Origin of the sequence: Trinickia symbiotica, assembly GCF_002934455.1 — a bacterium.
GTDB classification, from domain to species: Bacteria; Pseudomonadota; Gammaproteobacteria; order Burkholderiales; family Burkholderiaceae; genus Trinickia; species Trinickia symbiotica.
Map to the genome: position 1 here is coordinate 171,368 of NZ_PTIR01000007.1, position 13,905 is coordinate 185,272.

Consider the following 13,905-nt stretch of genomic DNA (forward strand, 5'->3'; position numbering starts at 1 on the left):
GGCGCGAGGAGCATTTTGCAAGACGACGGGGAAGGGCCTCGTTTTTCGACGGCCCGACAACAATGGAGTAGCTGTGGCAATCACGAATAAGCTTCGCATGGCAACGCTTGCGGCCCATATTGCCGCCGCTTGCGGCCTATTTGTCGTTTTTCTCGTCGTTCCGGCAACGCCGGCGGCGGCGCAGGCATTGCAAGGCGCGCCCGCGTCGACGGCCGGATCGTCACAGGCGGCGCAGCCCGTCGATTCCGTCGCGGCCGTCGTCAACGACGACGTCATCACCGAGCGCGAGCTGCAGCTGCGTGTCGATCTGGTCGCGCGTCGTCTGCAGCAGCAAAATGCGCCGGTGCCTCCCGCCGAGCAGTTGAAGCAGCAAGTGCTCGATCAAATGGTGCTCGAGCGGATCCAGCTGCAAAAGGCGAAGGAAGACGGCATCAACATCGACGATGCAGCCGTGCAGTCGACGTTGCAGCGCCTCGCCCAAGCCAACAACATGACGCTCGAAGTCTACCGCGCGCGGCTCGAAGCGGAAGGCGTGCCGTGGTCCGTCTTCACGCGCGACGCGCGCACCGAGCTCACGCTTTCGAAGCTGCGCGAGCGCGAGGTCGACAGCCGGATCAGCGTATCCGATGCGGAAGTCGTCAACTACATCGCGAGCCAACGCGGTCCCGGCTCGAAGGCGGAACAGGACTTGCGGATCGAGCATATCCTCGTGAAGGTGCCCGACGGCGCGACGCAAGACGTCCTCGCCGCGGCCCAGCAGAAGGCTCAGGCGATTCTCGATCGCGCCAAGAAGGACGGTGCGAACTTCGAGTCGCTCGCCAAGGATGAATCGCAGGCGGCCGACGCAAAAAAGGGCGGGGACCTCGGCTTTCAGCCGCCGTCGCAGTTGCCGAGTGAGTTCGTCGAAGCGTCTTCGCAGTTGCGCCCCGGCCAGGTCAGCCCCAATCTGATCCGCACGAGTGAAGGCTTCGAGATCATGCGTCTCGTCGATCGGCGCACGGGCGTCGGCGGCTCGACGAGCGAGGCGGCAAAGCTCATGCAGACGCATGTGCGCCATATCCTGCTGCGCGTGAGCCCGACCGGCCTCTCGGAGCAAGAGGCGCGCAGGAAGGAGCTCGAAATCCGCCAGCAGATCGAACAGGGCGGCGATTTCGCCAAGTTCGCGCAATCGTACTCGCAGGACGGCTCCGCCTCGCAAGGCGGTGACCTCGGCTGGATCAGCCCCGGCGAGACGGTGCCCGAGTTCGAGCGGGCCATGAACAACCTGAAGGACGGCGAGGTCAGCGAGCCCGTGCGCAGCGAGTACGGCTATCACTTGATCCAGGTGCTCGGCCGGCGCGAAGCGCCTGGCTCGATCCAGCAGCAGATGGATATGGCGCGGCAGGCGATCGGCCAGCGCAAGGCCGAGCAGGCGTACGCCGATTGGCTGCGGCAGCTGCGCGATTCGGCCTACGTCGAGTACAAGCTCGGCAGCTCGCTCGCGCAGCAGTAAGGCCACGAGAGAAGCGGCGCCGTGCGGGAGCGAGGCGCCGGCCGCTGCGATTGAGGCGTGCAGCGGCGCAATGAGCGACGAGAGATGACGAACGCGACGACGAACGAAAAGCGTTCCCCCCTGCGGATCGCGATTACGACGGGCGAGCCGGCTGGCGTCGGCCCGGAGCTGACGGCGATGGCCCTCGCGGGCGCCGCGGCTCATTGGCCCGATGCCCACTTCACCGTATTCGGCGACGAGGCTTTGCTCGAGGCGCGCTCGCGCGCCGTCGGCGTCGACTGGACTGCGCTCGTCGGTGGCTCCGCTGCGACCGGCATGGCCGCAACCAGCGGGCGCCCGCCGAGCGACGTCCGCGTGCACGTCGAGCATCGTCCGCTTGCTACCGCCGCTCAGGCCGGCCGGCTCGATGCGGCCAACGGTCGTTACGTGCTCGGCCTGCTCGACGGCGCCATCGACGGCGCGCTCGCCGGCACCTTCGATGCGATCGTGACGGCTCCGCTCCAAAAGAGCACGATCAACGACGCGGGCGTGCCTTTCACGGGCCACACCGAGTATCTTGCCCAGCGCACGGGAACCGCGCGCGTCGTGATGATGCTCGCGGGCACGGGCGCGCGCCCGCTGCGCGTCGCGCTCGCAACGACGCATCTGCCGCTGAAAGATGTGCCGGCGGCGCTGAAGGTCGATGGGCTCGTCGAAACGCTCGCGATTATCGATCACGATTTGCGGCGCGATTTCGGGCTGCCCGTGCCGAGAATTCTCGTCACGGGCCTGAATCCGCACGCGGGCGAAAACGGCTATCTCGGGCGCGAGGAGATCGATGTGATCTCGCCGGCGCTGACGCTCGCGGAGCAGCGCGGGATCGACGCGCGCGGCCCGTATCCCGCCGATACGCTGTTTCAACCGCGCTACCTCGAGCAAGCCGATTGCGTGCTCGCGATGTTCCATGATCAGGGGCTGCCGGTGCTGAAGTACGCGACGTTTGGGGAAGGCGTGAACGTGACGCTTGGGCTGCCAATCATCCGCACGTCGGTCGATCACGGCACGGCGCTCGATCTGGCCGGCACCGGGCAGGCCGATGCGGGCAGCCTCATCGCCGCGATCGACACGGCGGTGGCGATGGCGCGGAACCGGCGCGGCGCTTGAGCGAGCGCTCGAGCCGATTCGCCGCGCCGCTCGATTATCCATCACTTCAATTCCATCTTTTCCGCGCTTTCCACGACCCGATGTCCACGAGCAGACAGCATCAAAGCCGCCAGCATGAAGGCCACCTGGCGCGCAAACGGTTCGGGCAGAACTTTCTCGTCGACATGGGCATCATCGATTCGATCGTCGACGTGATCCGTCCCGAGCGAGGCCAGCGCATGGTCGAGATCGGCCCTGGGCTCGGCGCGCTGACGGAGCCGCTCATCGAGCGGATCGCGACGCCCGACTCGCCGCTGCATGCGGTCGAGCTCGATCGAGACCTCATCGCGCGGTTGGAGAAGAAATTCGGGGAACGGCTCGCGCTGCACGCCGGCGATGCGCTCGCGTTCGATTTCAGCTCGCTCGTCGAGACGCGCGACAGGCCGACGCTGCGCATCGTCGGCAATCTGCCGTACAACATTTCCAGCCCGCTGCTCTTTCACCTGATGTCGTTCGCGCCGATCGTCGTCGACCAGCATTTCATGTTGCAGAACGAGGTAGTCGAGCGGATGGTCGCCGAGCCGGGCTCGAAGGCGTTCGGGCGCCTGTCGGTCATGCTGCAATACCGCTACGTGATGGACAAGCTGCTCGACGTGCCGCCGGAATCGTTCCAGCCGCCGCCGAAAGTCGATTCGGCGATCGTGCGGATGATCCCGTTTGCTCCGGACGAGCTCGCGCCCGTCGACGAGCGGGCGTTCGCCGATCTCGTCCTGGCCGCGTTTTCGCAGCGGCGCAAGATGCTGCGCAATACGTTGTCCGCCTACCGGGAGCAGGTCGATTTCGATGCGCTCGGATTCGATCTCTCCCGTCGAGCCGAAGAAGTGTCCGTCGACGAATACGTACGTGTGGCGCAGGCGCTTGCGCCGGGGCGAGTGCCTTCGGAGTGAGCGAGCCGTGCGGCGGCCGTTTCGGCGCTCGAGTCGCGCCGGGCTCGCAGCGGCGTTTCGGCTTTCTTGATAGATTCAAGGTTTGTCGCGTTCCGTTTTTCGACCGAAGGGAGGACAGCATGCGCCTGCTTCATACGATGCTGCGAGTCGGCGATCTCGATCGCTCGATCGCGTTTTATACGAACCTGCTCGGCATGAAGGTGTTGCGCCGGCAGGACTATCCGGAGGGCCGCTTCACGCTCGCATTCGTGGGCTATACGGACGAAAGCGACGGCACCGTCATCGAGCTCACGCACAACTGGGACACGCCATCGTACGACCTCGGCACGGGATTCGGTCATCTGGCCGTCGAGGTCGACGACGCGTACGCGGCCTGCGAACAGATCAAGGCGCAAGGCGGCACTGTCGTGCGCGAGGCGGGCCCGATGAAGCACGGCACGACGGTGATCGCATTCGTCACCGATCCGGATGGCTACAAAATCGAGTTCATTCAGAGGAAGCGTTGACCTAACCGCGCCGCGCGCGCCATTGCCCGCGTGGCTTTGCCCTCGATGGAACTGTCCGATCGGCCTTGCGCCACCGCCCTCGCGCTCGAGCGCGACCCGCCAAAAGCCTCAACGCCGCACCAATCCGGTAAAATTCATCGTTTCGCAGCGCGGGTCGCATGAATGATCGCGTCCCGCGCCCGGCCGTGCATTCGGAAATCCAGTCCGGCCGGCCTTTCGACACGTCGGCGCAACTCGGCGGCCTCATGCGCCGCCCGCCGCAAAAGGCACGACATGCTCACGTTCCAGCAAATCATCCTGACGCTGCAGTCCTATTGGGATCAACAGGGCTGCGCGCTGCTTCAGCCGATCGACATGGAAGTCGGCGCCGGCACGTCGCACGTGCACACGTTCCTGCGCGCCGTCGGCCCCGAGCCCTGGCGTGCCGCCTATGTGCAGCCGTCGCGCCGCCCGAAGGACGGGCGCTACGGCGACAACCCGAACCGCCTGCAGCACTACTACCAGTACCAGGTCGTGCTGAAGCCCGCGCCCGAAAACATTCTCGATCTCTATCTAGGGTCGCTCGAGGCGCTTGGCTTCGACTTGAAGCAAAACGACGTGCGCTTCGTCGAAGACGACTGGGAGAACCCGACGCTCGGGGCCTGGGGGCTCGGCTGGGAAGTCTGGCTGAACGGCATGGAAGTGACGCAGTTCACTTATTTCCAGCAGGTCGGCGGCCTCGATTGCAAGCCGGTGCTCGGCGAAATCACCTACGGCCTCGAGCGCCTCGCAATGTATCTGCAAAAGGTCGAGAACGTCTACGACCTCGTGTGGACCGAATGGGAAGAGGCGGGCCCGAACGGTCCGGAGTTGCGGCGCCTCAGCTATGGCGACGTTTATCACCAGAATGAAGTCGAGCAATCGACCTACAACTTCGAGTTCGCGAACGTCGATCTTCTTTTCACGCTTTTCAACAGCTACGAGTCCGAGTCGAAGCGGATGATCGAAGCGCAGCTCGCGCTGCCGGCCTACGAGCTGGTGCTGAAAGCTGCGCACACGTTCAACCTGCTGGATGCGCGCGGCGCGATTTCGGTCACGGAGCGCGCGGCTTATATCGGCCGGATCCGAGCACTTTCGCGGCTGGTTGCGCAGGCCTACTACGATTCGCGCGAGAAGCTCGGCTTCCCGATGCTCGGCAACCCGGTGCATGGCGTGAGAGGCCTCACGACCGATGAGCAGGACGCCGCGATGCCGGCCTGGACGCCGCCGCTCAGAGCGGAGCGAACGGTCGACGAGAAGTGACGAGACCCGACAAAGATCCGACAACATGAATCAAGACTCCACCGCCTCCCTGCTCGTCGAACTGCTGACGGAGGAGCTGCCGCCGAAAGCACTGGCGCGGCTCTCCGATGCCTTCGCGCAAGGGCTCGTCGAGCGGCTCGCGGCGCGCGATCTGATAGACGGCGAGCCGTCTTTCGAGCGCTTCGCGACACCGCGCCGCCTCGCCGTGCTCGTCAAACGCGTGCGCGCCGTCGCGCCCGAGAAGCATGTGCGCGAAAAAGTGCTGCCCGTTTCGGTCGCGCTGGACGCGAACGGCCAGCCCACCGCGCCGCTCGCGAAAAAGCTCGCCGCGCTCGGCTTTCCCGACACTCGGCTCGACGAGCTCGAACGGGCGTCCGACGGCAAGGCGGAAGCGTTTTTCCTCCGCTACTCGGCGCCCGGCGCGACGCTTGCGGACGGCCTGCAGGCTGCGCTCGACGAAGCGCTCGGGAAGCTGCCGATCCCGAAGGTGATGACCTACCAGCGTCCCGACGGCACGAGCGTTCAATTCGTGCGCCCGGTCCAGCGGCTCACCGTCCTGCATGGCCAGGCGGTCGTCCCGGTCACGGCTTTCGGCATCGATGCCGGCGACGCGACGCTCGGCCACCGCTTTATGTCCGAAGGCCTCGTGGCGATTCTCCATGCCGATGAATACGCATCGACGTTGCGCACGAAGGGGCGCGTCGTCGCGAGCTTCACCGAGCGCCGCGAGACGATCGCCACGCAACTGCTCGCGCACGCGCAGGCCGACAAGGTGCTGATGCCGGATGCCTTGCTCGATGAAGTGACGGCGCTCGTCGAGTGGCCGGCGGTCTACGAGTGCCGCTTCGAGGACGAGTTTCTGCAGGTCCCGCAGGAATGCCTGATCCTCACCATGCAGACCAACCAGAAGTACTTCGCGGTGACCGACGCGGCCGGCAAGCTGCGCTCGAGGTTTCTGATCGTCTCGAATATCGAGACCAAAACGCCCGGCGAGATCGTCGAAGGTAACGAGCGCGTGGTGCGCCCCCGATTGGCCGACGCCAAGTTCTTTTTCGAGCAGGACAAGAAAAAGCCGCTGGCCGAGCGCGTGCCCCTCCTCGCCAATGTGGTGTACCACAACAAGCTCGGGTCCCAACTGAAGCGCGTCGAGCGACTCGTCGCGCTGACGGGGACGATCGCTCCGTTCATTCATTCCGATGTCGAACTCGCGCGGCGCGCTGCTTATCTGGCGAAGGCGGACCTGCTGACCGACATGGTCGGCGAATTCCCCGAGTTGCAGGGCACGATGGGCACTTACTACGCGCGGCACGACGGCGAAGCCGAGGATGTGGCGCTCGCCTGCAGCGAGCACTATCAGCCGCGCTTTTCGGGGGACGCGCTGCCCTCGACGGGCGTGGGCACCGCGGTCGCGCTTGCCGACAAGCTCGAGACGCTCGTCGGCATCTGGGGGATCGGCCTCGTGCCGACCGGCGAAAAGGATCCGTTCGCGCTGCGCCGCCATGCGCTCGGCGTGCTGCGCCTATTGATCGAGAAGCAGCTGCCGATCGATCTCGTCGATCTGCTGCACGCGGCCTATGCCTGCTTTGCGAGCGAGCCGTATGTTGCGGAAGCGACTCAGGCGCTCTATGCCTTCTTCATGGACCGCTTGCGCGGCTTGCTGCGCGAGCGCGGCTATACGGCGGGCGAGGTCGAGGCCGTGCTGAGCCTCGAGCCGAGGCGGCTCGACGATATCGTCGAGCGACTCGACGCGGTGCGCGAGTTCGCGGCGTTGCCTGAAGCCGAGGCGCTGGCCGCGGCCAATAAGCGGATCGCCAATATCCTCAAGAAGTCGGATGCCGAGGCAAAGCCCGCGCCGGCGACCGTGTCCCCGTTGGTTGCCGACATCCGGCCTGGCGTGGAGCCGAAGCTGCTCATCGAAGCCGCTGAAAAGGCGCTCAACGACGAGCTCGGCAAGGTCGCGCCGGCGGTCCAGTTACAGCTCGCGCAGCGCGACTACACGCGCGCATTGTCGGCGCTCGCGACGCTGCGCGACCCCGTCGATACCTTCTTCAACGACGTCATGGTCAATGCCGACGACGAGGCGCTGCGCAAGAACCGGCTCGCGCTGCTCGCCGCGCTGCACGCGCAAATGAATTGCGTCGCCGATATTTCGAAGCTTGCGGCTTAGCCCATGACCAAGAAACTCGTCATCCTCGATCGCGACGGAGTCATCAACGTCGATTCGGATGCGTTCATCAAGTCGCCGGACGAATGGGTCGCGATTCCGGGTAGTCTCGAGGCCATCGCGCGGCTCAATCAGGCCGGCTATCGCGTCGTCGTCGCCTCGAATCAGTCGGGCATCGGGCGCGGGCTCTTCGACATGGCCGCGCTCAACGCGATGCACGCGAAGATGCAACGCGCGGCAGCGGCCGTCGGCGGGCGCATCGATGCCGTGTTTTTCTGCCCGCACACGGCGGACGACCAATGCGAGTGTAGAAAGCCGAAGCCGGGCCTCCTCAAGATGATCGTCGAGCGCTTCGAGATCGAGCCGGCCGTGACGCCCGTTGTCGGCGATTCGCTGCGCGACTTGCAGGCGGGCGCCGCGCTCGGCTTTCCAACGCATCTCGTGCTGACGGGCAAAGGCGGCGAAACGCTGGTCGCGGGCGGCTTGCCCGAAGGCACGCGCGTGCACGAAAATCTGAAGGCGTTCGCGCTCACTTACCTCGCCGATCAGGACGAGTGACGCCAATCGATCGACGACACCGATGCGCTTCCTTCGCTCCCTTCTGCTTTTCCTCTACCTCGTCGCCTATACGATTCCGTACGCGATCGCCTGTTTCATCGCCTTTCCGTTCCTGCGTGCCGACAAGCGGTACTGGATGGCCGTCGGCTGGTGCCGCTCGACCCTCGCGGTGCTGCGGCACCTGAATGGGATCCGCCATCGTGTCGAGGGGCTCGAAAATTTGCCCGACGGCCCCGCCGTGCTGCTCTCGAAGCATCAATCGGCCTGGGAAACGCTCGCGCTGCCGGCAACGATGCCGCACCCGCTTTGCTTCGTCTTCAAGCGTGAGCTGCTCTACGTGCCGTTCTTCGGCTGGGCGCTCGGCATGCTGAAGATGATCCATATCAATCGCAAGGAAGGAAAGTACGCCTTTGCTTCGGTCGTCAAGCAGGGGCGCCGGCGCCTCGACGAAGGCGCCTGGGTCATCATGTTTCCCGAAGGCACGCGCACGCCCGTCGGCAAGCAGGGCAAGTACAAGACCGGCGGTGCGCGCTTCGCGCTCGATACCGGAGCGCTCGTCGTCCCGATCGCGCACAATGCAGGACATGTCTGGCCGCGCAACTCGTTCATCAAGTACCCGGGCGTCGTCACCGTTTCGATCGGCAAGCCGATCGATCCGAAAGGATTGACCCCCGACGAGCTCAATACGCGCGTCGAGACATGGATCGAAGCCGAGATGCGCCGCATCGACCCAGGCGCCTATTCGAACAGGGAAGCCGATGCCGAAGCCCGTAACGCCCCGTTCAGCCAAAGCACTCGATAGCCGGCAGCTCGACTTGCCGCTCTTCGTCGAGCCGCACGTCGATGCCGCTTTGCCGCCGTCGTCCCCTTCGTCGCCGACGCAGACGCCGGCTTCCCCCTTTGCCCCCGCCACCAAGCTGCGCCGCCTGACACTGAACGGCCGCACGCTCGAGTACACCTTGAAACGATCGGCCCGGCGCACGATCGGTTTCGCGATCGATGGCACCGGCCTCACGATCACGGCGCCGCGCTGGGTCACGCTTGCCGACATCGAGGCGGCCATCGTCGGCAAGGAACGCTGGATCTTCGCCAAGCTGGCCGAATGGCAGACGCGCGCCGAGCAGCGCGCGCTGCCGCGGATCGACTGGCAGGACGGTGCGCAGATTCCCTACCTGGGCAAGCCGGTGCGTATCGCGCTCGCGTCGGCGCACGGGAGGTTGACCTTCGACGTGGACGCGGCCTTGCTCGCGCTCGCGCTGCCGGGATCCGCCGACGCGCAGCAGATCAAGGACCGCGTGCAAGGTTGGCTGCAAGGGGAGGCGAAGCGGCTTTTCGGCGAGCGGCTTGACGTCTACGCGCAAAAGCTCGGCGTCGGCTTCAAAGGGTATGCGTTGTCATCGGCCGCGACGCGCTGGGGCAGCTGCTCGAGCGACGGGCGCATCCGGCTCAACTGGCGCCTCATCCACTTCCCGCTCTCGATCATCGATTACGTCGTCGCGCACGAACTCGCGCATCTGCGCGAGATGAACCATAGCCCGCGCTTTTGGCAAACCGTCGAGTCAATCTTTCCCGAGTTCCGCGAAGCGCGGCATACGCTCAAGCATCATCCGCCGGAGTTGCTGCCGGCATTGTGAGGCGGGGGCTGCGTTTCTCCCTTATTCGATGCGCGTTGCAGCCCGCCAGGCCGTTGATTGCTCCGTCTCTTCTGTGTCCCCGCTTCAGTCGTTGCGCCGCTTTTGCCTGGCCGGCCCGAACGCGAAGCCGAAGGCTAGCAGGATCAGCGACACGGCGAGCACGATGTTGTTGCCCGCCGCGATATAGGGAGTGCGGCCTGACGTGCCCTGAACCGTCACGTCGAGCGAGCCGACCGTCATCGCAGGCAGCTTCGCCACGACGCGGCCGTGCGCGTCGATCGCGGCCGTCGTTCCCGTATTCGTCGCCGCGAGCATCGGGCGGCCCGTCTCGAGCGTGCGCATGCGCGCCATCTGCAAATGCTGATCGAGCGCGATCGTGTCGCCGAACCATGCGAGATTCGACACGTTGACGAGCACGCCGGCCGGCGTCGCCGTTTCGCGCAGCGAGCGCGCGATCTCTTCGCCGAAGATGTCTTCGTAGCAGATATCGACGTCGACCGGCTGGTTGTGGACCATGAACGGCCGCTGCACCGGCTGGCCGCGTGCGAGATCGCCGAGCGGGATATTCATGAGCTGCACGAACCAATGAAAGCCCAACGGCACGAACTCGCCGAACGGGACGAGATGGCGTTTGTCGTAGCGGTAGAGCTCATTGGAGTTCGGCGTGATACCGAAGAGGCTGTTCGTCGGATCGATCATCTGGCCATCGGGCGTGATCGTCGCGCCGAACGCGCCAACGAGGATGGATGAGCCGGTGCTGTCGGCAAACTTGCGCACAGCCTGCGCGAACGGCGGCGGAAACTGCTGCGGCAGCAGCGGCACGGCCGTTTCAGGCGTGACGATCAGATCGGCCGGCTTCTCCGTGATCATCCTTTGATAGAGCGCGATAGCGTCCCTCACGCCCGCTTCGTCGAACTTCATTTCCTGTTTGACGTTGCCTTGCAGAACGCGTGCGTTGAGCGGCGCGTTCGCCGGCAGGGTCCACGCGACGCGCGTGAGCAGCATGCCGCTCGCGATGAGCGCCAGCGCGAGCAGCCCCGGGCATATCGCGGCGGCTACCCACCGCTCGCGGCCGCGGCCGCGGCGCGCGATGCCCGCGTGGACCGCCTGAACGATGAGCGCCGCGACGAGCGCTCCGATCCACCCGACTCCATAAACGCCCGCAATCGGCGCGAAGCCCGCCAGCGGGCCGTCCACCTGCGCGTACCCGCTCGCGAGCCACGGAAAGCCGGTCAGCATCGTGCCGCGCAGCCATTCTCCGATCGCCCATGCGCTCGCGAACGCGAACGTGCCGTGCCACGTCGGGTAGAACGGCAATTCACCGCGTCGACTGACGTTTTCGGCATGGCCGGCGCAAAACGACCATAGGCCCGCGGATAGGGCGGGGTAGAGCGCGAGATAGAGCGAAAACAGCATGACCGCCGCGCCCGCGAGCGGCGCCGCCATCCCGCCATAGTCGTGCATGCTGACGTAAAGCCACCAGACGCCCGTGACGAAGTTGCCGAGGCCGAACGCCCCACCCGTCAGCGCCGCGCTTTTCCAGCCGGTCGTGCGCGTGAGCCAGGCGTAGAGAAAAGCGAACAGCGCGAGCGCGAGCCAGCCGCCATGCGGCGTCGGCGCAAACGACAGCGTGTTGGCCGCGCCGGCCGCGAGCGCGGCAAGGTAATGCCAGCGGGGCAGCGCTCGCGGTGCCGAGATCGGTCGGTCGAACGGGCGGCCTGGGCGATCGTAGCGTCCGGCGCTACCGGAACGGAGGCTGGCGCCGGCGGCGTTCGCCGCATCGACCGAGGTGGCTGCGCGTTGGCGCGCGCGGGGCAAAATCGGTTCGGCCACTCAGCTCTCCACGTGCTGCTGTTCGCGCTCGCGCTGGCCGGCGAGCGGATCGCGCCGTACGAGCAGCATGTGGATTTGGCGGGCGTCGGTGCGCAGCACCTCGAAGATCAGGTCGTCGATGCGCATGCGCTCGCCGCGGTGCGGCACGCGGCCGAAGCGATGCGTGACGAGGCCGCCGATCGTGTCGACTTCCTCGTCGGAGAACTGCGTGCCGAAGGTTTCGTTGAACTGCTCGATTTCGGTCAGCGCGCGCACGCGGTAGCGGCCGTCGGGCGACGCGATGATGTTCCCGCTTTCTTCGTCGAAGTCGTACTCGTCCTCGATGTCACCGACGATCTGCTCCAGCACGTCTTCGATCGTGATGAGGCCGGCAACGCCGCCGTATTCGTCGACGACGATCGCAATGTGATTGCGGTTCACGCGGAAATCATGCAGCAGCACGTTGAGCCGCTTCGACTCGGGAATGAATACGGCGGGCCGCAACATGCCGCGCACGTCGAAATCCTCTTCCGCGTAGTAGCGCAACAGGTCCTTCGCGAGCAGGACGCCGATCACGTTGTCGCGGTTGCCTTCATAGACGGGATAGCGCGAGTGGGCCTTCTCGAGGACGTACGGAATGAACTGCTCGGGGGGCTCGGCGATGTTGATCGCGTCCATCTGCGCGCGCGGGATCATGATGTCGCGCGCGGATAGGTCGGAGACCTGGAATACGCCTTCGATCATCGAGAGCGAATCCGCATCGATGAGATTGCGCGTATGCGCGTCCTGCAGGATTTCGAGCAGCTCGCTGCGCGTTTCGGGCTCGGGCGAGATGAAATCGGTCAGGCGTTCGAGCAGCGAACGCTTTTCATGCGGTTTGTCGGTGTGTCGTCGACTGGGATAGGAGTCGTTCATGGCGAAGCGTCCGAGACGGCCGGACGCGTGGTAAGCGGAAAGTTAAGGATACACCAGGCGCAAGACTCTCCAAGCGCGCGCGCCATCCTGATAAAGTCGCGCAACGCGCGTCGACGAATGCGCGCATACCTCATGCACGGTGCTCTTTTACCCTTCTCGCGCGAAACAAATATGTCGGACGATTTTGAAGTGCACGGTCCTCATGACGAAGCCCTCGAACATGCGGGACATGGCGGTCATCATGCGCCGCCCGATCCGTTCGCGGGTCGGGTCGCGGTCATGACGGCCGTATTCGCGACGTTGGGCGCGATTTTCTCGTATCAGGGCGGCTCGACGGAAGGCCTCGCGCTGTTTTACAAGAACGAAGCGGCGATCCGCAAGACCGAGGCGGCCGATCAGTGGAGCTACTATCAGGCGAAGGGCGAAAAGCAGAACCTCGCCGAGCTCGGTGCGGCCTTGACGAGCAAGGATACGGCGGCGAGCGCGAAGTTCCAGGCCGACGTCGCCAAGTACGAGCAGCAGAAGGCGGCGATCCGCCAGCATGCCGAAGCGCTCGAGAAGGGCGTGCGCGAAGCCGACGCCGAAAGCGAAGAGCAGCTCCATAGGCATCATCGCTGGGCGCAGGCCACGACGCTTACGCAGATCGCGATTTCGCTGGCGGCGATCACGCTGTTGACGCGACGCCGATGGCTGCTCGTCGGGGCGTTGGGTGTGGCCGGCGTCGGCGTGCTCGTCGGCGTGGCGGCCGCGGCGGGATTGTGAGTCAGCGAAGCGGGGCCCTCGGAAAGCTCAATCGTCCGCGCGGCAGCGCGCGAGCAAGGCCTCGAGCGCGCGATCGGGCATGCCGCTTTCGCGCAATGCCTGCACGGTGCGGCTCACATAATCGAGCGTCGTGCCGTAGCGCCCGCGCGCGCAGCCGAACACCGCCTTGACGACGGCATCGGGCAGCTTTCCGGTATAGGTGGGGACATCGCGCCGCATGACAAACGCGAGCGCCGGGACGCACCGCCCGTCGACGAGCCGGCAGGGCAGCCACTGCGGCCGATACGAGCCCATCGGCATTTCGCGTTGCCATAGCGCTTGCAGATGCGGCATCGCCGTTTCACCGGTGAGCCGGAAGGCCACGCCCGTGCAGGAGCCGCCGCGATCGAGCGCGAGCACGAGCCCCGGCTGCTCGGGGGTGCCGCGGTTGACGCGCGACCAAAGGTAAAGCCCGCGGTGGTAGCCGTTCACGCGCGCACGCACGCTTTCCGCCACGGGCATGCCCGGGTTCCAGATGAGGGATCCATAGCCGAAGAGCCAGAGATCGCACTTGCCGTCCCAGTCTTTCAACGCACGGGCGAGCGACGCGGCGAGCTCCTCGTCGGACAGCAGCCGGCCTTCGGCCAACGCGGGCGGATAGGCGCAATCGCCGGCGGCAGCGGCGCCGTCATCGAGGGGAAGGTTGGGGGAATCGGGAAATCGCGCCATGTCG

General features: G+C 65.6%; 13 protein-coding genes. 10 read left to right on the forward strand and 3 right to left on the reverse strand.

The features are described 5' to 3' along the window. Window positions 1-73: 73 nt before the first annotated feature. From B0G57_RS12680 to B0G57_RS12720, 9 genes are all read left to right on the forward strand, one after another. Complete coding sequence (locus B0G57_RS12680; protein ID WP_018443726.1) at window positions 74-1,492, forward strand: peptidylprolyl isomerase; 1,419 nt, start codon at window positions 74-76, stop codon at window positions 1,490-1,492. Between the two features lie 84 nt (window positions 1,493-1,576). Further along, the gene (pdxA, locus tag B0G57_RS12685; RefSeq protein WP_018443727.1) at window positions 1,577-2,635 is read left to right on the forward strand and encodes a 4-hydroxythreonine-4-phosphate dehydrogenase PdxA; all 1,059 of its coding nucleotides are present in this window, start codon (window positions 1,577-1,579) and stop codon (window positions 2,633-2,635) included. Window positions 2,636-2,715: 80 nt separating this feature from the next. After that, window positions 2,716-3,561 carry a 16S rRNA (adenine(1518)-N(6)/adenine(1519)-N(6))-dimethyltransferase RsmA gene (rsmA, locus tag B0G57_RS12690; protein WP_026230237.1) on the forward strand — a complete coding sequence of 282 codons (846 nt, stop codon included), beginning with the start codon at window positions 2,716-2,718 and terminating at the stop codon, window positions 3,559-3,561. 119 nt (window positions 3,562-3,680) lie between these two features. Then, entirely contained in the window at window positions 3,681-4,067 is a 387-nt protein-coding gene (gene gloA / locus B0G57_RS12695) for a lactoylglutathione lyase (protein ID WP_018443729.1), read from the forward strand. 273 nt (window positions 4,068-4,340) lie between these two features. Continuing rightward, window positions 4,341-5,348 (forward strand): glycine--tRNA ligase subunit alpha, encoded by a 1,008-nt coding sequence (gene glyQ, locus B0G57_RS12700; RefSeq protein ID WP_020566546.1) that lies wholly within the window; start codon window positions 4,341-4,343, stop codon window positions 5,346-5,348. Window positions 5,349-5,373: 25 nt separating this feature from the next. Beyond that, window positions 5,374-7,515 carry a glycine--tRNA ligase subunit beta gene (gene glyS / locus B0G57_RS12705; RefSeq protein WP_018443731.1) on the forward strand — a complete coding sequence of 714 codons (2,142 nt, stop codon included), beginning with the start codon at window positions 5,374-5,376 and terminating at the stop codon, window positions 7,513-7,515. Window positions 7,516-7,518: 3 nt separating this feature from the next. Beyond that, window positions 7,519-8,070 (forward strand): D-glycero-beta-D-manno-heptose 1,7-bisphosphate 7-phosphatase, encoded by a 552-nt coding sequence (gmhB, locus tag B0G57_RS12710; protein ID WP_018443732.1) that lies wholly within the window; start codon window positions 7,519-7,521, stop codon window positions 8,068-8,070. 22 nt (window positions 8,071-8,092) lie between these two features. Continuing rightward, window positions 8,093-8,872, forward strand: a complete 780-nt coding sequence (locus tag B0G57_RS12715) for a lysophospholipid acyltransferase family protein (RefSeq protein WP_018443733.1) — start codon at window positions 8,093-8,095, stop codon at window positions 8,870-8,872. After that, a complete protein-coding gene (locus B0G57_RS12720) occupies window positions 8,829-9,704 on the forward strand; it encodes a M48 family metallopeptidase (protein ID WP_018443734.1) in 876 nt (291 codons plus the stop codon). Before B0G57_RS12715 ends, B0G57_RS12720 begins: the two co-directional genes overlap by 44 nt. A gap of 84 nt (window positions 9,705-9,788) precedes the next feature. Here the strand turns inward: B0G57_RS12720 and lnt are convergent, their stop codons facing one another. Both lnt and B0G57_RS12730 read right to left on the reverse strand, forming a co-directional pair. Further along, window positions 9,789-11,537: an apolipoprotein N-acyltransferase gene (gene lnt, locus B0G57_RS12725; protein ID WP_018443735.1), complete on the reverse strand. Its 1,749-nt coding sequence runs from the start codon at window positions 11,535-11,537 to the stop codon at window positions 9,789-9,791. After that, window positions 11,538-12,431: an HlyC/CorC family transporter gene (locus B0G57_RS12730; protein ID WP_018443736.1), complete on the reverse strand. Its 894-nt coding sequence runs from the start codon at window positions 12,429-12,431 to the stop codon at window positions 11,538-11,540. A gap of 171 nt (window positions 12,432-12,602) precedes the next feature. On the opposite strand from B0G57_RS12730, the gene B0G57_RS12735 reads away from it, so the two are divergent. Beyond that, window positions 12,603-13,193, forward strand: coding sequence for a DUF4337 domain-containing protein (locus tag B0G57_RS12735; protein ID WP_026230238.1), 591 nt, complete (start codon window positions 12,603-12,605; stop codon window positions 13,191-13,193). A gap of 27 nt (window positions 13,194-13,220) precedes the next feature. On the opposite strand, the gene B0G57_RS12740 is transcribed toward B0G57_RS12735, so the two are convergent. Continuing rightward, window positions 13,221-13,901, reverse strand: coding sequence for a gamma-glutamylcyclotransferase (locus B0G57_RS12740; RefSeq protein WP_018443738.1), 681 nt, complete (start codon window positions 13,899-13,901; stop codon window positions 13,221-13,223). Window positions 13,902-13,905 lie beyond the last annotated feature (4 nt).

Bases quoted from the DNA above. Each gene is read 5' to 3' on its own strand.
- gloA (WP_018443729.1), top strand. From the start codon at position 3,681: ATGCGCCTGCTTCATACGATGCTGCGAGTCGGCGATCTCGATCGCTCG.
- glyS (WP_018443731.1), top strand. From the start codon at position 5,374: ATGAATCAAGACTCCACCGCCTCCCTGCTCGTCGAACTGCTGACGGAG.
- B0G57_RS12730 (WP_018443736.1), bottom strand. From the start codon at position 12,431: ATGAACGACTCCTATCCCAGTCGACGACACACCGACAAACCGCATGAA.
- B0G57_RS12720 (WP_018443734.1), top strand. From the start codon at position 8,829: ATGCCGAAGCCCGTAACGCCCCGTTCAGCCAAAGCACTCGATAGCCGG.
- B0G57_RS12740 (WP_018443738.1), bottom strand. From the start codon at position 13,901: ATGGCGCGATTTCCCGATTCCCCCAACCTTCCCCTCGATGACGGCGCC.
- glyQ (WP_020566546.1), top strand. From the start codon at position 4,341: ATGCTCACGTTCCAGCAAATCATCCTGACGCTGCAGTCCTATTGGGAT.
- gmhB (WP_018443732.1), top strand. From the start codon at position 7,519: ATGACCAAGAAACTCGTCATCCTCGATCGCGACGGAGTCATCAACGTC.
- pdxA (WP_018443727.1), top strand. From the start codon at position 1,577: ATGACGAACGCGACGACGAACGAAAAGCGTTCCCCCCTGCGGATCGCG.
- B0G57_RS12715 (WP_018443733.1), top strand. From the start codon at position 8,093: ATGCGCTTCCTTCGCTCCCTTCTGCTTTTCCTCTACCTCGTCGCCTAT.
- rsmA (WP_026230237.1), top strand. From the start codon at position 2,716: ATGTCCACGAGCAGACAGCATCAAAGCCGCCAGCATGAAGGCCACCTG.
- B0G57_RS12735 (WP_026230238.1), top strand. From the start codon at position 12,603: ATGTCGGACGATTTTGAAGTGCACGGTCCTCATGACGAAGCCCTCGAA.